Origin of the sequence: Ruthenibacterium lactatiformans, assembly GCF_000949455.1 — a bacterium.
Taxonomy (GTDB): domain Bacteria; phylum Bacillota; class Clostridia; order Oscillospirales; family Ruminococcaceae; genus Ruthenibacterium; species Ruthenibacterium lactatiformans.
In genome coordinates this window covers 26,648-45,475 of record NZ_JXXK01000008.1, presented here as the reverse complement: position 1 = coordinate 45,475, position 18,828 = coordinate 26,648, and the positions used below count along the sequence as shown (strand labels likewise).

The following is an 18,828-nucleotide window of genomic DNA, read 5'->3' as shown; positions in this document are numbered from 1 at the left end:
CGGACCCTGTTTACCTAATAATGTTCTTGATTAGTTCACCAATTACTGCAACGATCACCAGTAGCGACGTTCCAATTAAAAGCCAGTTCGACTTTATCCATCCCCAAATATCAAACTTACCTTTTTCTTCTATTGCTTCCAATTTGTTTTCAAGCCGATCTACTTTTTGAGTGTTTTTGGTAAGTTCGTTTTGCATTTTTTCCATGCTAAATTTCATTTCTGTAGTCGATTTGTTTAAACGATCAATGGCGTTTGGCAAAGCAGACAAATTTTCCAAAGCATCTGCGATGCGTTGATTAAAAACCGCTTCATTTTTGTCTAAGTTGGTGAGCTGATGATCAATTAGTTCAATTTTCTTTTCTGCTTGCTTAACTCTGAATTCAAGTGCTTCATGTTGAGGGCAATTTTCCATATTGTCCTCCACGAAAAAAACTTTTGTTTTCCAGCATTGAGCCTCACCCCTCAAAATAGTGCAGGTGGCACCCGCATAAAAGTGAAAGCCAGCCATGGTGCATTCCGTGACTGGCTTATGTTTTGAATAATACACATTACAGGGCCAACAGCTCCACAGAAAGCAAAGCGCTTTCTTACGGCTAGCTGTTACGTGATATTGACACCCCGTCTGAGCAAACCGTCAGCCAGAGCTTGTTTATAACTTTCAGTTGCCTCAAGCTCTTCAACAGCTCTTTTATAAAAAGGTCGTTCGTCTTCCCACACATAGTGTGTGTCATTGAAAATGTTGTTAACAGATCCATCGTTTATCCACTGTGCAAAGGTTCCTTTTGGGCCATTATATGGTACATTGCGCACAGATGGAGCCGGCTCAGCACTCGAAAAAACGTTCAGCGTTATATCGCCGTCATCATATAAATCTTTGTTTATGGGGGCTTTTTCAAGAATATATCGTCGCTCATAAAGAACCGGATCATAAACATCATAGACTTCAGATGAAATATGGTTGGATATCGCCGATTTGGCTTCCTTAAAAACTTCATTACGCATAGCTAGTTCAACTCGCTTGCGAAGCTCGTTGTCCAATCCATTGCCCTCACCATATAATGTGTCACAATATTTCTTATAAGCCATAATACATCACTTTGTACTAGCAGTTACTTTTTTGAAGCAAGGATTTCTTCAAAAGTAATTTGTCTATTATCTGCATCTGCCTTTTTATTTGATTTAGGCGTGTTTTTTACAGTGGATAAAGAAGCATTTCTATGTTGTTCCACCGCGACTGTATCTGCGATACGTTTATTGTTAAGAGTATCCATCTTTTCCAGCATCAGTTTGAGGTTAGCGATTTTTTCATCCGAGTTAAGTTCAAGCAAGGAATCCAAAAAGTTGTTTGTTTTATGAGCGATTTCTTGCAATGGATTTGGGGCGAGCTGTGACAAATAATAACTTTTCAAATAGTTGATTTTTTCACTAACCGCAAAATCCAAGTTTCCTCTAGTGGCACACTCAATATGATCTTCAATCTCACAGTATGCGTCTGAATTGAGTAAAAATATTTCCAAATCATGTTGCTCCGCAGGAAGTTCCAAGTTGGTAAAAAACTTTATAATGGCATAACGCCAGAAGAATAATTCCAGCTCGGGAAGATACATCCCATCATCATCAAAGCATGATGTAGCGGCTAGTGTTACAAACTTAGCGCGTTCTTCAAGAGAAAGATTGCGCTTGATTTTTACATCAGTTCCTTCTATATTAATTTCATAAATTGAATTATTATCACAGCTATCAATAAATTTGCTTACAGTATTAACAGTTTGCTTGCTCACTAACATTTTCCTCCGGATTTTAATTTTTTTCGATTTGCTCTTGCGGCCTTGAGTTTTTCATAAGTCACCCAGCCACCATCAATTTTGCTGTAAGAAACCCAATAGTAATCTATATTGGGGAACTTATAATGAAATAGTTTAGCTTTTAATTTTGCCGTTGAATCCGGCATCCCTTTCGTGTCAATCACGTATTTATGCCCGTCTGGCAACTCAAGAACAAAATCTGCAACGTAAGTAATAGGACGTATTGTTTTTCCTTGATAGGTGAATTTTGGTTGCAACTCATATGATTTTTGTAGTTCATAGCTTACAATTTGGCCGCTTCCCATTCCGGGCAAAACCACATCTCTAAAGAACTTCATTTCAAGTACGGAATCAAATACGATGCCATTGTATGTGCGTTTAGAAATATCTGCTGACACATTAAATTTCGATCTATTGTTTGACGTAATAGCACCTCGTGAAACTGAAATTGTTTGTTGTAAAAAAATAGGGGCAGGAAATCGCCCCTATTTTCCTTATTCATTATTTGCAGGTACCGCATCTGTGTTGACGCGATCATGTGCGGGTCCGCGTTGCTTTTTATTCTTTTCGCTAACAGAAACTGGATTGCGCGCATCAAAGACCTCTTGCATATATTTTTGGTAGTGTTCTGGACAACAGCACATTGATTTCCAATGGGTTGATCCGTCAAGAGATCGATTGCACGCATAATACTTCTGATGGCATTTAGAATATTTGCACACGTGATTAGGTTTTCTGTCCATTGATATCACGACCAATCAATTAGGTATCAATAATTTTAGACATATCATAGTCATAGAGCGTCCAAAGTGCTTGAGTCTCATCGCTGCATGTGCCAGTCATGCCTTCGATTTCAACGTTCATAACAGCTGCCTGATCACCAAATGCAAGTTCAAAATTGCCAGAGACTTTACCACGCTCCATAACAACCTGAAGCGGGACGTCTACATCCTCGCAAATATCATGGAACCATGCGTCCAGAACGATACGTCCGCTTTTTGAAAATTTATTGGAGTCATTTACAATTTTGCGGTACTCACTGAACTTGGGATGATACTCGACCATCACACGATCACCAATCTTAAATTTTCCGGTGGGGAGAGTAATTTCTTTCGTGTCAGGGGCGTAGGCAAAAGCTGTTTCTGACGCTTCAGCAGCCTGATCGTAGGTGTCAATCTTGTTTTTCTGCTTATCAACTGCATAAATAAATTTGATTTCTGCGCCCACGGCACCAGTGGCTTTATGGTTTAGTGTAATTTTTGTAGCATTGGTTACTTTATAAATTTCACACAGAGAAATCTCAGAGCCGTTCTGAATTACTTCCTCGTCAGCGCCTACCGCCATCGCCAGGTAGCCAGTATCGACAGTACCGTTGGTCGCCTTAAGCGTAGAAATTTTGTTATTATCAAAAGCCGCAAGTTTAGCACCATCGGTACCTTCGGCATATACTGTTTCCTGCCCGTTCGTCCAAGTTACTGTTTTCAGGTCAACCAGTCTAACCTCAAGCTCATCGGTCTCAAGATTGTTGATTCGAAGCGCACGTGCCTTTTTAAATGCATATCTCATAGCTGTGTTCCTTTCTTATTAAATAGAAGAGAGGGCATTAGGTTGCCCAATCCATATTGGTGTTTTTTAATGCATCACTTTTCACAGTGCCGGAATAAACTCCAGTTAATATATGATCAATATTTTCTTTTTTGTGAAGTACTTTATATGCCGATACAATTGAAAAGATTGGAGCGCCGGTAAAGTTGAATGTGTTTATTGCTCCGTTCCCGCCGTGCAATACGGATGCGACCATATTTCCTAAAAAAGAAGAGCTCTCATCTGTTCCTGCAGTTTGCGGCTTGTTTTTTTTGCGATTAATCTCATCGCGCATATCTTCTATCAGAATGCGTTTTGCCGTTTTATCTCTTGGTTTTATTCTGCCCTCGAAAGAAATGCCGTTTATTTTTTGCACAAATGTCGAAAAAGCAAGATATTCTTCTCTATTTATTGAAAAGTTATTGACAAAAGGATCTTCAATGTATGTGTCATTGCTACCTGATGAGCTTAGCCGATATGCATGATTCTCGCCCAAGAAAAAGTCAAGTGCAGCTGCAATTGGAATAAGCGGATTGAACCCACTTTGATCAAATGCTGTTTTGTTTTGAGAGTATATATTGCTTAAATATTTCCATTGCAAGCAAAACACATCGAAGCAGTCCACATCTTCGTAGTCGATGCCATTATCATCTAACCAAACCATATTTTGATATGGATCAGCTAGGATTCTACCGACATATTCCCAATAAATCGACTCTCCGTTTCTTCCTAATCCCAATATGTCTCGTAGTAGTGGGTGGCGTACTGATACTGTCGAATTAAGTTTATATGGCAATCCGCTTTCCAAATAAAGCCTATCAATCTCAACCATCAAATTCATCCTCTTCGCTGCAAGTATCGGGCAATCGGTTACTGTCCTTCGTGGCGAATCGGACAGTCCTGCACCGATGCATCTGAGAAATATGCCCAGGTACGCTTGAGACAAGTTCTAGATTGTTAAAACCATATTCCGTATTACCGTTGAACAGCAGCTCAATCAAGTGAGCTAAATAATCAATTCTGGTTGCTCCGTATGAAGTTTTCATTGCAGCTTGATGGCATATAATTCTGAACGTTATAATAACATCTTTGAAAAAATAGTTTACTGTTGAAACCTTTGGGACCTCTATTTCATAGCAGATATAACAACCGACTTCTTGGATAGCATCAGGAATATAATCAAACGGGAAAATATATGTATATAGCAAATCCTCTACGGGTTTCTCTGGCGGAATTATTTCTGTAATCATCGACACGATTTCATTGTCATTTAAAATTGTAGAGGCAATCTGATTTTTGTAGGTTACTATTTCTTTGCCGTATGCCATAATATCACCTACACTAAAGGAACAATGCTGGTATCAAGTTTTGCGATGAATCCATCAGTAAATGTTGCCGTAATTCGAATGACACCATAGTACAATGAAGTGTTGTTGGGAGTTTTTATAAGCAGTTCACCGCCGGACGTGTTAACTGAAATCAACTCTTTGTACTGTTTCAGATTGTCATCCATATCAATCGACCATGTTACGGTTGGATCTTTAACTTCATTCAATGTAGCAACAAATTTTTTGTGTGGTCCGCCGGCCTTGATCTCTTTTGTTCCCGTATAAAAAATTTCCCTCTCTGCCGGAGCCGAAGTAGAATTATCAGTGACATAATCGCAAATCATAAGTTCAGAGTTGTCGGTTTGGGGATTATAAGCGTCTTGTTCTACATTAATTACAAGAAAACCACTAGCTTCTCCATTGTAGTCGTATCGCTCCGTCATACTGTCAACGGACGTTAATCGATATGTACGGGGCGTCTTTCCTATAATTTCAAGCATAAAACGTTTATCGACATCGAGCAACGCACTCTCATTATCATATGGAAGCTGTATTTTAAACTCGCGCTTTGATTCTGTACTTGTTGCATTCGATTCAAGATTGCTAAAATATGGCTTATCAACTACACACCATCGCTCATGGATTTCTTTAGTGCTTGGATTTTGCCAACGGATCTGCCGATTGCACTGTTCAATCTCGCCACGCACAGTGATGTCACTTTCTGCATCACGTTTGGTGATAAGCCAGTGTGAACCATTCCAAAATACAATTGAGCCTATTTTAAAATCACGAGAGGGAAGAGCTTCAATTGTTTTCGTAGACACAGTTTGAGTCGATATGATTATCAAATTATCGTCAGTACCATCAATCGTCACACTTTTATAGGCAGGATTGTGAATTGCGAATTTTTGTGTCATTCGTTTGGCGTTATGAATAATCCTATCGCGCTTCGTTTTACCCATAGCTTCAAGCCGCATACGGTAATCAATCATTTTGCTCACGTCACCTCACTACAGATGTAAGTTTGAAAGATCCCCGTGATTGTAAGAATATTCTCGCATCGAATTCGTAAATGCTTTCTGCTCATCTTGATATAGTGATTTAATCTCGGCCAAAAGATTTTTAGAACTGTACATCGTAAAGTCTTTTGTATTCAGAATGTTTTCAAGGTTGTCAGAATTATTTACGTATTGGCGCAGCCATTCAACAACCATCCCGTCAGTCACAATATCTATGATTTCATCATCTATTTCGTCGGACAAAAAGGCGTATTCGTTATCATCTTGTTGGCTCAAATCAGCTTGGCATATTTTGTCAAATTTCGTGCATACACGTTTCATATACCCAACGGCAAGTTCATCAACTAAATAATCTTCGTAGTTTAGAAGCTTGTAATCCGATATCTTGTCTAGGAATGTATCAATAAAAGCTTTATAAGGAGTCATACGAGCCCTCCTTATTTCTCCATCAAAACATAGCCGGTAGCAGCCTCAATTGCCTTGATCGTTTTGATGCTATCAAGACTTCCAGATTCAATAAGATCATAAGCGCGCATTGCAATGCTGTCTTTTGCCCCGCGTGCAATTTTAGTTACGACAGTCTCAATCTTTTCAGGCGACCACGTAAACACCTCATCCAGATCATCGAGCTCAACGATATCGCTATAATATTTGCGGATTTGGAGCCAATCGAGAGCCTGTTCTGCGTTGTCGCCAACAAGCATTACCCAGTTCTCAGAGAAGAAATCACGCTGCCCATTACGCATATTCTGGAGTTCAGCAATAGTGAGAAGATTTACATCCCCACAATTACTCCACTCACATTCAAAGCCAGTGACCTTCGATTTATAAAAGAGCGTGCCGTAAAAATTACTTTTTACCTCAACAAGCTCATCTGGAGACATTTTTTTAATCTTAGGCTTAACAGCCGTGATTTTTGTTGGAGTGGATGCAGTGGCTTTAATAACATCGACTTCTGGATTTTTCTGTTTGTTTTCAGTCTTAGTTCTCGGTGGCAATATTAACTCTCCTTTGTAAAAAAATAGGGGACAGCACAGCGCCGTCCCCATACACGTCTTATCAGCCAGAAATGGTGTAAATACCCATCTTTGCACCCATCATGACTGCACAACCCGTATCCTCAAGATATACGTATTCCTGAGACATGTCTGCGTTCTCGGTCATATCCTTGGTTCCGATGTAGCTCTCGCCAGTTGTAACAAACTTAATGAACTTATCGTTTGCTGCCACAACATAGAGCTTATTATCGGGAATGATAAACTCAGTAGAGCCAACCTTATGGTGATTTACGACAGCGACCATATCAACGCCGGCCACACGACCGAAGTGGCCAACGTTATAATAGCTGTCTTTTGCCGCATCAGACATTACAGCACTCGTTACCTTACGCAAGGCAGGTTTGGTGCCAATAATACGTGCGGTCATACCCGTGGCTGCCTCAACGTGTGCCACCAGCTCAAGAAGCTTCTCTTCCTCATAAGTACCGGACACCACATAGGTAGTGTCAAGGCCAGGTGTAGAAGCGCTCAGGCCACTGAACGCGGTATAAATCATTTCATAGCGGTTGTCTTTCACCGCCTTCATCAGTTTCTGGACAAAGGTATTCCAGTCACTGCGACCAGCCAGCAGACGAGTGGCTTCCTCATAAATGCGAATGCCTTTCACGGATGTCGGAACGGTCACTTCCGTCTTCTCGCCAATGCGCTGACGGCGCGGAGTCTGAATCCCCTTAGACATGTCAGAAACGATAAAAGTAGTATTGTCTTCTGCCGTGAACAGATTCTGATCGCCCTCAGCGGTGTTTACATACTCAACAAAATCGTTGAAAAATTCGTCGCCTTCGAATCCCTCTCGAAGAATGGGCTCGACAGCCACCTCAATCATGGCGAAAAGTTCTCGGCCGTGATCTCGCAAAGATCGAGCGGTGATTTTGCTGCTGCCACCGTTGGCCTCAATCAGCGCTTCGCGCAGCTGCTTCTCCGGATCCTTGCCATTCGTAAAATCCTTGGCGACCTTGCCGTAATACAAATCATAGGCAAGTGTAGCAATAGCTTTCATATCTGCCATTGTTGTTACATCTCCTTCGCAAAAATCCCGCCGTAATTTGGCGGGATTGGTAATTACTATTCGTTTAAACAGACTTTAAAGTGCTATTAGCCTGCGGCACCTTTGCCGGGACGCACTTCAATGACGGCGTAATTAAGCGAACCGACAGTTTCCAGCTGAATTACCTTACCGACAATCGTGGAGCCACCCGTTGCACTCTCAACATCCTTCAGTTTCGTATTGGCCTGCAGCTCGACAAAGTGCCCAACAGTGGCAGTGCCATCGATGGCATCAGTCGTAACAGAAAAAATGTCGCCGGCATGCAACTTGTATGCACGGGCATTGGAACCGGCAGTGTTATAAAAATCAGTCAAATTGCGCAGACGCTCATCTGCCATTACTTCGGGGGTGGCCACAAGAGCAACCTCCTCAATGGGGGTAGCGGCTTCAGGAGTCAGCGCCTTCCAAAGTTCACGTTCGTTGGGAAGCAACGAATCGAGCTTAACAATCATACCGTTATCAATATCGGCATCGGCAGAGCCGTTGTTAAAACGCACACTGCGGAGCAGAGTGCCATCAGTTGTACCAGACATATTGTCCAAACGTACCACACAATGTTTCGCCATAATATTTACTTCCTCTCAAATCTTAATTAATCAAAAAGATCCCCATATGGGTTGGGGATGACGGGAACGCTTTCGGGAATAATAACTTTCGAAAATTTTTCCGTTTTGCGGGAGAAATTAGCTTTCTTTTTCCCAACCAGCATAAAGCATTTATTCTCAATCTCAGTAGCGGAAAATTCATTTGCGTTTTCTTTCAATGCCGTGAACTCTGCATCGTTGCTAAGCTCCTTCTCGAACATTTCAAAGATAGAATCTTTAGCGGCGGTTTCCTCAGCAGCAATTTTAGCATTGTTTTCAGAAACAAGCGTATTATAGTCGCCTTCAAGTTTGGAGTATTTGCCATTGAGTTCGTTAATTTGAGATGCAAACTGCTCTTTTTCGGCCATGAATGTAGCGTTAGCGTTCTCTACAGCCTTGTTCTTAATTGCAGTAAACAACGACTCAATTGACAAGTCCTTATCTCCTTCGTCAAAGTCGGCAATTACAAGCTTTTTACGCTTTTTACTTGCGAAATCGACAGTTACTTTGTCACCGTTTACGGAATACGTAAAGCCATAAATCTTCCAATCTGCGTAATCATATGCGTAAACTTCAGACAATTCAGGATCGAAATCATAGAAAGAATATTTAGGATATTTACCCCAATCTTCATCTTCCATCATTTCTTCATATAGAGCTTCTTTAAGCTCTGTCTCAAACGCGCCATTCAACGCAAAATCGGTGGTAGCGTCTTCACAGAGAACGCTATTGCCATCGTCATTCGATTCATTGGCAGAAGCGAACGCGGCAACCTTTTCCTCAAACTCTTCCAAGCCCATTGTGTCATCAACACTAAAATCCAAAGCTTCAGGTTTGATGCTATATTTGCTCAGAATATCCAATTGTTCTTTGTTCAAATCAAAAATACCTCCTTCTTCTTTGGATTTTAACAGGCCGTTTTCATTACGACCATTTATAATAGAAGCGTATTCGTCAAGCTTTTCTTTTATTTCAGAAGCAATAGTATCCGCAGAGAAACAGGCGATTGCCGTGCTGTTGATCATTGCAGGCTGAATTTTTGGATCTGACGTTGACAAGATACAGCATCCATCAAACTTGAATTTTGTAAATGTGAATGAACCGTCGGGATTTTCGATTCCTTCAAAATCATTGGAAAGCTCCATGCTTTGTCCTTTAACAATGTCACGCTGGAAAATTTCAACAGCGCGCTCAAATTTGGTCCAAAGCAATGCGTCAACCTGTAAAAATTTACGAAGCTTTCCATCGTCGCAAACTTTATTGATCCATCTGGGGTTACACGATTCAGGAATCACTCCATAGGCGGAGCCATCATACATATACTTGTAACCCTCAGATTGCTTGACGATTTTATATTCGTGCGCGGCGAAATCGTCGGTGTCGCCATCATCGTCAACTAAGATATATCCCAAAATTGGTGTGTTTTTAATTGACGGGATTGCATCGTTCACAACATCTTCATCAAATATAGACCCGTTGAAGTTTTTTCCAGTGTGAAGTACATCAATAACGATTTTCAAGAATCTGGTATCCTTACCTTGTACTTCATCCATAATAGCGAACGTTACGGGGATACTAAAATTTCTTTCCACTACAGTCCCCCCCCCCTTAAATGCGACTAGCGTTTTGATCGCTATCTGCAGTTTGCTCACCAGAATCATCCAATCCTTCACCCTTAGACTGGTTGGTTGGACGTCCTGAAGAAGAGGATGACATAGTATTCGAACTTTGTAGCGGAATCAATTTATCATGAAGACTAAGAGCATCCGACTCCAAGAAAGCAAGACTTTCAACTTCGCATGGCAGCATTCCAATTGACGCACAGTACATTGATATTGTTGGAAATCCGTATCTGGCTGCATCAAGATATTGCTTTGCCATTTCTTGGCGATTGTACGGGCTAATATCGAGAAAAGAAATTCTAAACGATTTTCCAACGGCCTGATTTTGAAAAATCCGATTCAATGCAAGTTCAATGCTCTGTACAATTGAAAATGTAATGGCTTGGTCAGACTTAATTGAGAGCAGCAAAGCAGCACTTGATGCTTTGGTGTTATTGAACAATAGGCTTGAAACGCCTGCCGCTGACCATAGATGGTTTTCAGAATCACTTACTTTATCGGTGTCGTTTGTACCTCCGGCTCTATCAAAACTGATTTTTTCGATGTCCATTGGACTTAAAACAGAGCCGATTTCTTCTGGCATTACCTGATCAAGATTCTGCCAAAATTCAACTGCTTTTTGATAATCCATCAACCAGTTGCCGTCCTTGTCGATTCCCAACTTCATAACAAGCAGAGCATAGTTTTCAAGTTCGGTTTTTGTCAACTTTAGATCTTCATAATCTGAAATATCGTATAAATTGCGTAACACACCTGCAAATGGCGGCATCGCATAATTCAAGATCTCTGTATTGCATTTAATCGCAAAGGAAAATGGAGGCTCTAAATCTTGGTACCGTTGCGTCCGGTCTTTTTGATATGCTGCATATTTTGTGGAGAATTCAGGCGAATAATAGTCAATAAGTGCTTGGTCGGCATCAAAATATGAGAAATCAAAAGTGACGTTACAAACATTATCTGACATCGATGAGATTTTGCAGTAATCGGATGGCAGCTGCTGAAATGTGATTTTGTTTCCGATTTCTCGTGCAGTACAGTAGTAAACATCCTCGCGCAAACATACTGTCAAAATATCTTTACACTGCCGTTTAATATCAAACTTGGAAACATAATCGCTTGCCTTCAGAAATTTTTTTCGCAAATCTCCTTTGGCAGACGATGCGTCAATTCCACAAGGTAAAATGAAATACGACAGATCAGAAAGGCCAACAAAATATTGAATGAGTCTTCGAAAATGCGAGCTTGCGCCGTACATGTAGATTACAGCGTTCCGGAGTTGTTTTTCATTCTTTTGCGGATCTTTTAGATACTCGACAATATTATCTTTTGTATATTTATAAAATGTCTGCGACTTCGGGTTGTTGTTTAAATCGCGCCATATAAGTTTTTCAAGGGCTCTGAAGTTAGTTCGCCATAGCTTATTCATATCCACTGAGAAACTTTTGCTGACCTCAGCAGCAGTATTCTTTCTAGCAGGAGACCTGCCACGTCTCTTGGGCGATGCCGCATTACTCTCGGCCATACAACATCACCCCCTATTTTATTTTGGTCGCCTAAAACAAAATATCCGGATTTGAAATCCAGCTCATGCTTAGGCCTGTTCAGTTTTAGTTCAAGTTGCTTAATTATCCAGTAATTGTAGCTGAGACTCGAATATCTATCTTTTCGGAAACCTGTTTTCTCAAATACACGTACGACATTGTTTTTGGTCTCATACTGTAGATTCACAAGCTCATTTACTAACAAAGATGTGTTAATATAAGGCAGCTTGAATTGAAGTTTGTCTATAAAATCAAGCGAATCATATCCGCGAACTGTATGCAACACTTCGTCGCAATTTTGCTCTTGGATAAGGAGTTTGATTCGTTCTTGGCGCAGACCTTCGCGCAAAGTAATTGCACAGTCTGAGTTGAATTGTGCATTGCCCTTAATACTCCATATTACTTTCGGCGCAGCTGGATCTGGACATCTATCAGCCATTTCGGCACTATTGCAGCAGGAAAGTGGGGAATATGTAACACCTGTCAACGGATCATAAATATCTGAAATTAGCGTGTCATACACACCAAGACCAACACCTGACGTATCGATGCCAATATAATCACATTGGAACTCCTCATAGTACCTGCGTACCATAAGAGCCTGTTCGCTTGTGATACCGCCTTCAAGATTTTCCGTATATACAACGTTTACTAAATACTTGTTGCCACTGGTTGGCAATGCTTGCGTAACGAAAATAGCAGTCGCATCGTTATCGTGTTTTGTGCTTTTCATCAAGGCTATGTCCGCAGTTATAATTCTGATTTCTCCCTTTTTCTTCGCAGGAAGTTGTAGTTTTTTATCTGACAAAAGGCTTGCTACACGTTTGGGATAAAATGGATATGTAAGTTCACGGTTCTGGTTAATATCATCGAACGAGAACAGGGAGCCTTCGCTATCTCCAAGCCATATAGCGCCCATTTCCATTTCAAAACTAAGCTCATTGAAGTCAGACTCGGACATATCGTCCTCTACAGACCGAAGGCTAAGAAGATCTTCCTTAACAGAAAGTTGATAGGGAAAACCGCACGCAAAGTACTGCTTTGTATCATCAAGCATGTTTGCGGAAAATGCTCGAAGCTTGTCATAAGACCAATGGCTTTTATACCACGCGGAACTCATATAAATCTGTTTGTTTTCTTCCTTGGGAAGATTTTTGTATTCGGGCTTGTCAAGAAATTTTGGATGCCGGCGTGCGGTAAGAAATTTTTTCAAAACCTTATCGATCACTTCGCGAGATACAAGCCGAAATTCATCAACGATAATAATATGTGCGCGGTTGCCGCGCGCGCTATCTGCTGCAGTTACAACTTTTATCATCGACGAATTTTTGAATTTGATAAATGCCATCTGTTGGTTGATAACCGAGGTCTCAATCTCGAATCTTAGGTTGCCAGAATCGGGCATTAACAAGTTCGTTATTTTCTCAAGCACTCCAACTGCCTGTGAGCGAGCACCGGAAGCAATACAAATAATTGTGCCAGGATATAGAATGGCACGCACACAACAATAAATCGCTGTAAGATATGTTTTGCCAAGGCCACGAGCAGCGATGAACATAAACGCATCTGAAATGTTCATCATGAAAATCAAAATTTTCTGAAACAACTTTAGGTTCAATCCTAAATAGTCTTTACAGAAACGATGTGGGTTGGCCCTATAATAAGAACACCAAGTCGCCACGCCATTCATGATGCGTTCAGCTTTTTGATTCGCAATTTCCTCCTGAGATAGTCGTTTACTGGCCATCGGCATCACCAGTTAATTTATTGAAGATGTCCTCGTTTACGGCATCATCTGAAAACTCAGGTTTCGTAGCACTGTATTGCTTTAAATATTTTTCGTATTCTTCAGAATATGAATTCTTAATACCAATCATTTTACAGAGATGCCCAAAGAAGAATGTGCCAATATACTTTCGGATATTGTCAACGTCTGCAAATTCAGGATCTGGCTCTGGGATCGGTTTCTCAGTTTCCCATTTTTGAATCAACGTACCAAATGTTTGCTGATCGCTAATGACATCGCCCTTGATTTGATTTGGCTTTATCTTAGCCGCGCCGAGCAAATCCTGAAATAATTTCATAGATGTATCCAGCTTTTTTTGATCGCCGGAAATGTTGGCACGCTGTATATTAAGCTGCGCAATGCAAATTGCTTTAAAGATTTCTTCCTGAGATTTTGTCTGACATTCATGCCGTGCCGTCCAATCATCATACTGATCCTGAAGAAATTTGTACTCATCTTCAGAAAAACCTACGCCAAAGAATTTTACAGTGCGTTGTAAAATTTTTACACCGCTTTCCTTTACCTCTTCTACTGATTCAATTACTTGTCTGGATTCTTCATCAATTGTTGTGTCGTAAGTTTTTCCTCTAAATTGTGAAAGGTTTGCGCGCGATATATATGTATGAACACGGCTTCTGTCTACAGCAATTTTACGTGACGATTCAGCAAGCGCCTTGCTATAATAAATATCAAATTTCATACATATGCGCCGAATTGCATCCTCATCGTTCCCAAGCACAGCACAATAATGTTCGTAAAGCTTATCAATGCATGTTTTACAAACAGGCAAAAAATGATTGTTGCAGGCGTATATCGGACTTTGCGATGCTGGAAAATTGCCAGTTTGTTTTGTGAATGTTTTGCCACATGTAGTGCATCTAGGACTACGGATATCATTTTTTAACGGTGTTATCCTATCGGGAGTGCTGCTTATAACGGCCATGGCAATCACCCCCCATATGTTCAATTGAATTTCTTAATTTAGCTTCACTAATTCAGTTGCGTTCTGGATTAATTTCCCATCCATGTCCAGACATAAAAAAATAAAGCCTTCCTTCTGGGACCGGAAAAGCTTACCATCAGAGTAATTCTGTTTTGATGTTTCACACGCAGCGCCTTGCTCATACATCACGATATCTCCAACATCATAGCTACCAGTATGGTGTGTATGTGCCATAACAAGACAACCGAATTCGTATCCTTCGTCCTTAAAGAATCTACGTGCTTTTTCGCTTGTTGCCATCATGCCGGATGAATAGGCAAGTGGGTGGCAAAAGATCACATCGCCAATCACAGAGTACCAGGCATCGTTGTACACGATCTCAACCGATCCATCGAATACGTCACGTAATGCATCATAATGCACTTTGGTATGCAGTTCTTTGTTGTAATGGTTAAAACCATCAATTAAAATAAGCTCGAGAGCTGTCTTGGGCATCAGCTCAAGAATGTCTGAATCAAGATTTTTGGCCAGATAATTTTGAAATCGAAGATCGTGATTGCCATAATTTACAACGACCTTGCGCGGCTCAATACGTTCTATCAATTCGATAATATATTCGCGAGCAATCAAGATTTCTTCCATTGGACTTTTACGATATACCTTGGGGAATCTCGATAGTGCCTGGCAATCAATTATGTCACCATTTAACTGAAGAATGTCCACGCGGCCAGCATATTTATCAAATACAGAAGTTGGTTTATGAAATGGAATGTGCAAGTCCGATATGGAAAGAATGCGCGTGTTGATGTTTTTTACACGATGGTCACGCTCAAACAGCATGCCGGCATAGAACGCTTTATACTTTTTTCGATATGCGCATTCACCAAGGCATTCACCGCTTGCAGCATTTAAATAGTCTGCGGCCTCGATCCATGTGATCTCGTGTCTTCTTGCCGCATCACCAATACGCACGAAATATTCATCAAAACTTTCGTGTTCGTAGCGTCGATTGTTGTACATTGGATTCACCATTAGCCAAGTTGGTCTGTAAATGCGATGCTAAGCTTGACTTCCTTACCATTGAACTCATCTGCGAGTTCAGCCAAACTTACCGGTTCAGAAAGACCTTCAACCTCAAAAAGTACGTCGTGCTCCTTGTCGAGAGAATCAAGATCAATAGTGCCGGTGATATCAAGTCCGAATTTTTTATTTACTTTACTTGCCAATTTGACTACCTTACCTTTTCTGTTTGTGTAACATTAAGCCCACGGTATTTTTTTAGTGCGTTCGTGACAGCACTAATTTCAGTGCACAAGAAATGATTCTTAGTGCGACGCACCATTCTTTCAATGTGTAAATCACCAGTGTACATATCGCGAACTTTCTTTGGCGGAAATAGTTTGGCCAGATATAGAGCCTCGTCTTTGTTGATTGAAATCAAATATCTTCTTCCTTTGTTATTATTTTCGGCCTTTGGAAAAAACCGAAGTGATGTGTAAGAACACAATTATCGTATCCCTACCATATTAAGTCGTTATAGAAATGCCAACAAACCTTGCTGCAATGCGGGTTTATAAAAACCTATGCATAAAAAAATGGCCTAAAATTGTAAAAAAATGAGGCCCGGAAAACTCCGAGCCTCACGATCAGTATACTTTTGAATATCGCAAGCCATATATTTCAATTGAGCCGGATTTGTTTGGCATCAGTTCTTTAACGGGTTCACTACTCTTACGGATTGCCCTAAAGAATGATTTGTTGGGGACCCCGAACAAAATCGAAAACATAGTATAGGAAATATCTCTGTATGCTTTCTCGTCCAACAATTTAAGTAAATAATAAACGGTTGAATAATTTAATTTTATCTCAGCAATGTAATCAATACACTTCTGCCGAGCCTCATCAACTCGTTTCTTGGTAATCGTGTATTCTTCATCTGTAGTTGACAAAGAACTGTTTTCGCTACATTGACAGTGCTCCATATAAGCAGCCCATATAGAAGAGATATCGCTTTTGGTTTCACGTACCAATCGAATAATTCTATTAACCTGATTCCAATTTATCATTCTTGGTATGTACTGGTAATCATTCAGAATATACGAAAATGGCATTAGTAAATCAGCGCTTCTAAACCGCTTGCAGTGTGTAGCGATAACTGCCTGCAGATAATCCATCGCAGTGTTATGCCTTTGATAGTTCTTCTTTTGTGGATTGTAGTATCCTTTTTGACGAGAAATGTGACCGAAAAAGTTTGGCTTGATCAAGCGTCCATTGTCATCGCGTCGGTTATACTTTTCTTTGAGATATTTCAACTCAAGCGTATTATCAACAACAAATTCTTTTTTTGCGCGATCAATCTCGATACCGCTCATTACATCAAGTTGTGCGACATCACAATATAGCGGAAGAATTTCATCAAACGCAGTGCCAGAGTTCAGCATGTCCCAGATCAATGTATTTATCTCCTGCGACAAATTAATTATTTCGCCAATCTTATTAACCGCAGTTTTAACATCCAAATCTGCTTTTTCGGAATTAGTATATTGACGCTTGGTTTTCTTAGACGATATCAGGCTAGTTGGGACAAGAAATTTATTGTAATTTCTTCTTGCCGCTTCTATCAGAACTTTATCATCAGTGACAAGCATAGTATCACTATCGAAATCCGACCCATTCAGTTTTGATAGAATGTTTTCATTAATTGAGTTTATGGCAATTACTTCGTCAGACAGGTTGAAATATTTATAAATTTCTTCATTGCGAACATTTTTGGTGAGCAATATGTTTCCCATTGTAACATGCGGACTGCGAGACCCAAGCAGCTCTTGCCCATCGCAAAAGCGCGTTGAACAAACATTCCCAATCCCAAGCATACTTTCTCCGTTCCAACTTCCGATAGCATTATAAAGCATTTCAAGAGGATTACCCAGCAATGTGGAATAATTTCCGTTTACAAGAACGTGCCCACATTTTAAATTCTTCACAAAAGACCTTACCAAATCTCTTCTGAACTCTGAATATAATTTTGTTTCACAAAAACGTTCGTTTAAACCGAGCAGTTTGTAAACGATATCGTTTTTGCTTTCCAAAGCTGTCATAGGCAGGTGCCAGTCATCTTTACTTGGGTACCTGATATGATTTCTAATCACTGCAGGTTCTGTGTTTAAAAGATGGATATAATCAATTGATGGCTTTAGAAATTCCTCCATTTCTTCGTATGTGAGCTGGAGAGAGTTGATCAATTGATAATGTGTTTGTACCAAACGTCCATCAAAATAGTGCGTTGGCTTTTCATGCTTAACAATTCCGAAAATCGGGTCCAGATTATCGAGCCATTGTTGAAGAGAACCGAACTTCAAGTATTTAATACTGCTAGGTGTAGTAATCAATTTGATGTCTTCGATCCGTTTGGCAATTGTATATCCGTTCAATTGACTGACAGACGTAATTCCTTTTTGGCGGAAGAACCACTGGATGTTTGTATTAAAACAGGCGCTCTTAAAGAAGCGGTTGCGCAAAAGCAACATACCATAGCGATCATATCCGGTAAAAAGTTCTGAATCGAGCAATGATTGCCCATCCCAAATTGAATTCTTAATTTCGACTTGTTCCGGTTTCGAGATCAATCGTCCGTTATCATCGATTCGTGTCGCTATGACATCATCCGAGAACACACTTTCAAAATCATTGATTACAAGGATATTTTCAGGGTTGATTTCTATTGTGTCGATAATGCTGCTTGTGGTAAGTGCAATGTATGCCTCCCAAGCGGCCAGGTCAATTTCCTGTCCATCTTTAATTTTGATTCCACAGTGTGCCCATTTATCCATCCCTCTGTAAAGCTTTTCGTCAATAAACAGACATTTGCCAACACGGCTCGATCCGGATGACCTTTTAAAGCGCACATAATGAATCCCATCGCAGTAGAAGCCGTTTTCATAAAGATCCTTGCGCAAGGCTGCAACGCCAACCTCTGTTTTTACATTTTGTTTTACATGATATTGGCCGTCACAAAACCAGAAATAATTGCCGAGCAAATCATCGCAAATTGGTTCATCAACATCGGCGTCGATTTGTATAGCAACAAGCTCTCCATTACGTACATCTGCGCAATCTGTTAAGGCTATTTCATGCGGACTCCAGCCGTTCTTTATGTATAGGCCTTTTCGGATTCGATTATAGGCTTTTACGGAATATTTAAACGTGACGTTGATAACATACTGCGTATACTCTTTATCGCCGACATTCCAACCAAAATTGATTCTGCGATAAACTTTTTCATAAATCTCGCGAAGTTTAATAAGATCAAGAGAGTAATCAAGAGTATTAACGAACTTTCTTGTGGAAATTGTACCGTTCGTTCCTCTAATGCGATATCCTGTTTTGTCAGGAGTATTCAAGTAATGATTGCTTAAATAAATGTCTTTCGCGTCTATACCAAGAATGTACACTCCATTGAATTTTTCTTTGCTTATTTCTGTGACCTCCAATCAATAATTTCGATCGTTAA

General features: G+C 40.3%; 19 protein-coding genes. All 19 read right to left on the bottom strand.

The window, feature by feature from the left end:
- Nucleotides 1–10: 10 nt before the first annotated feature.
- On the bottom strand, nt 11–508 hold the full coding sequence (locus TQ39_RS07500; protein WP_040909930.1) for an SH3 domain-containing protein: 498 nt from the start codon (nt 506–508) through the stop codon (nt 11–13).
- Between the two features lie 92 nt (nt 509–600).
- Nucleotides 601–1,086: a hypothetical protein gene (locus tag TQ39_RS07495; RefSeq protein WP_040909929.1), complete on the bottom strand. Its 486-nt coding sequence runs from the start codon at nt 1,084–1,086 to the stop codon at nt 601–603.
- Between the two features lie 23 nt (nt 1,087–1,109).
- Nucleotides 1,110–1,781 (bottom strand): hypothetical protein, encoded by a 672-nt coding sequence (locus TQ39_RS07490; RefSeq protein WP_082052162.1) that lies wholly within the window; start codon nt 1,779–1,781, stop codon nt 1,110–1,112.
- The gene (locus TQ39_RS20175; protein ID WP_242853465.1) at nt 1,781–2,203 is read right to left on the bottom strand and encodes a DUF1064 domain-containing protein; all 423 of its coding nucleotides are present in this window, start codon (nt 2,201–2,203) and stop codon (nt 1,781–1,783) included. The genes TQ39_RS07490 and TQ39_RS20175 overlap by 1 nt, the downstream gene beginning before the upstream one ends.
- Before the next feature lie 364 nt (nt 2,204–2,567).
- Nucleotides 2,568–3,371, bottom strand: a complete 804-nt coding sequence (locus tag TQ39_RS07480) for a hypothetical protein (RefSeq protein ID WP_050005089.1) — start codon at nt 3,369–3,371, stop codon at nt 2,568–2,570.
- A 37-nt stretch (nt 3,372–3,408) separates the two neighbouring features.
- On the bottom strand, nt 3,409–4,221 hold the full coding sequence (locus tag TQ39_RS07475; RefSeq protein ID WP_009323310.1) for a hypothetical protein: 813 nt from the start codon (nt 4,219–4,221) through the stop codon (nt 3,409–3,411).
- Nucleotides 4,214–4,717: a hypothetical protein gene (locus tag TQ39_RS07470; RefSeq protein ID WP_009323309.1), complete on the bottom strand. Its 504-nt coding sequence runs from the start codon at nt 4,715–4,717 to the stop codon at nt 4,214–4,216. The genes TQ39_RS07475 and TQ39_RS07470 overlap by 8 nt, the downstream gene beginning before the upstream one ends.
- Nucleotides 4,718–4,725: 8 nt before the next feature.
- The gene (locus TQ39_RS07465; protein ID WP_050005087.1) at nt 4,726–5,709 is read right to left on the bottom strand and encodes a hypothetical protein; all 984 of its coding nucleotides are present in this window, start codon (nt 5,707–5,709) and stop codon (nt 4,726–4,728) included.
- 18 nt (nt 5,710–5,727) lie between these two features.
- A complete protein-coding gene (locus TQ39_RS07460) occupies nt 5,728–6,162 on the bottom strand; it encodes a hypothetical protein (RefSeq protein ID WP_009323307.1) in 435 nt (144 codons plus the stop codon).
- A gap of 11 nt (nt 6,163–6,173) precedes the next feature.
- Entirely contained in the window at nt 6,174–6,734 is a 561-nt protein-coding gene (locus TQ39_RS07455) for a hypothetical protein (protein ID WP_050005086.1), read from the bottom strand.
- Nucleotides 6,735–6,795: 61 nt separating this feature from the next.
- Nucleotides 6,796–7,803 (bottom strand): hypothetical protein, encoded by a 1,008-nt coding sequence (locus TQ39_RS07450; RefSeq protein ID WP_050005085.1) that lies wholly within the window; start codon nt 7,801–7,803, stop codon nt 6,796–6,798.
- Nucleotides 7,804–7,889: 86 nt separating this feature from the next.
- Nucleotides 7,890–8,408: a hypothetical protein gene (locus TQ39_RS07445; RefSeq protein WP_009323304.1), complete on the bottom strand. Its 519-nt coding sequence runs from the start codon at nt 8,406–8,408 to the stop codon at nt 7,890–7,892.
- A 26-nt stretch (nt 8,409–8,434) separates the two neighbouring features.
- The gene (locus TQ39_RS07440; protein ID WP_156146226.1) at nt 8,435–10,018 is read right to left on the bottom strand and encodes a hypothetical protein; all 1,584 of its coding nucleotides are present in this window, start codon (nt 10,016–10,018) and stop codon (nt 8,435–8,437) included.
- Between the two features lie 16 nt (nt 10,019–10,034).
- Entirely contained in the window at nt 10,035–11,570 is a 1,536-nt protein-coding gene (locus TQ39_RS07435; protein ID WP_156146224.1) for a hypothetical protein, read from the bottom strand.
- The gene (locus TQ39_RS07430; protein ID WP_082052169.1) at nt 11,471–13,336 is read right to left on the bottom strand and encodes a terminase large subunit domain-containing protein; all 1,866 of its coding nucleotides are present in this window, start codon (nt 13,334–13,336) and stop codon (nt 11,471–11,473) included. Before TQ39_RS07430 ends, TQ39_RS07435 begins: the two co-directional genes overlap by 100 nt.
- Nucleotides 13,326–14,075, bottom strand: a complete 750-nt coding sequence (locus tag TQ39_RS07425) for a hypothetical protein (protein WP_156146222.1) — start codon at nt 14,073–14,075, stop codon at nt 13,326–13,328. Before TQ39_RS07425 ends, TQ39_RS07430 begins: the two co-directional genes overlap by 11 nt.
- A 276-nt stretch (nt 14,076–14,351) precedes the next feature.
- A complete protein-coding gene (locus TQ39_RS07420; RefSeq protein ID WP_050005081.1) occupies nt 14,352–15,338 on the bottom strand; it encodes a metallophosphoesterase in 987 nt (328 codons plus the stop codon).
- An 11-nt stretch (nt 15,339–15,349) separates the two neighbouring features.
- The gene (locus TQ39_RS07415; protein WP_009323298.1) at nt 15,350–15,544 is read right to left on the bottom strand and encodes a hypothetical protein; all 195 of its coding nucleotides are present in this window, start codon (nt 15,542–15,544) and stop codon (nt 15,350–15,352) included.
- A gap of 420 nt (nt 15,545–15,964) precedes the next feature.
- On the bottom strand, nt 15,965–18,808 hold the full coding sequence (locus TQ39_RS07405) for a hypothetical protein (RefSeq protein WP_156146220.1): 2,844 nt from the start codon (nt 18,806–18,808) through the stop codon (nt 15,965–15,967).
- Nucleotides 18,809–18,828 lie beyond the last annotated feature (20 nt).

Excerpts from the sequence above, each read along its gene's own strand:
- TQ39_RS07420 (WP_050005081.1), bottom strand. The coding sequence starts at position 15,338 with ATGTACAACAATCGACGCTACGAACACGAAAGTTTTGATGAATATTTC.
- TQ39_RS07500 (WP_040909930.1), bottom strand. The coding sequence starts at position 508 with ATGGCTGGCTTTCACTTTTATGCGGGTGCCACCTGCACTATTTTGAGG.
- TQ39_RS07445 (WP_009323304.1), bottom strand. The coding sequence starts at position 8,408 with ATGGCGAAACATTGTGTGGTACGTTTGGACAATATGTCTGGTACAACT.
- TQ39_RS07450 (WP_050005085.1), bottom strand. The coding sequence starts at position 7,803 with ATGGCAGATATGAAAGCTATTGCTACACTTGCCTATGATTTGTATTAC.
- TQ39_RS07460 (WP_009323307.1), bottom strand. The coding sequence starts at position 6,162 with ATGACTCCTTATAAAGCTTTTATTGATACATTCCTAGACAAGATATCG.
- TQ39_RS07480 (WP_050005089.1), bottom strand. The coding sequence starts at position 3,371 with ATGAGATATGCATTTAAAAAGGCACGTGCGCTTCGAATCAACAATCTT.
- TQ39_RS07475 (WP_009323310.1), bottom strand. The coding sequence starts at position 4,221 with ATGGTTGAGATTGATAGGCTTTATTTGGAAAGCGGATTGCCATATAAA.
- TQ39_RS07465 (WP_050005087.1), bottom strand. The coding sequence starts at position 5,709 with ATGATTGATTACCGTATGCGGCTTGAAGCTATGGGTAAAACGAAGCGC.
- TQ39_RS07425 (WP_156146222.1), bottom strand. The coding sequence starts at position 14,075 with ATGAAATTTGATATTTATTATAGCAAGGCGCTTGCTGAATCGTCACGT.
- TQ39_RS07495 (WP_040909929.1), bottom strand. The coding sequence starts at position 1,086 with ATGGCTTATAAGAAATATTGTGACACATTATATGGTGAGGGCAATGGA.
- TQ39_RS07435 (WP_156146224.1), bottom strand. The coding sequence starts at position 11,570 with ATGGCCGAGAGTAATGCGGCATCGCCCAAGAGACGTGGCAGGTCTCCT.
- TQ39_RS07470 (WP_009323309.1), bottom strand. The coding sequence starts at position 4,717 with ATGGCATACGGCAAAGAAATAGTAACCTACAAAAATCAGATTGCCTCT.
- TQ39_RS07430 (WP_082052169.1), bottom strand. The coding sequence starts at position 13,336 with ATGGCCAGTAAACGACTATCTCAGGAGGAAATTGCGAATCAAAAAGCT.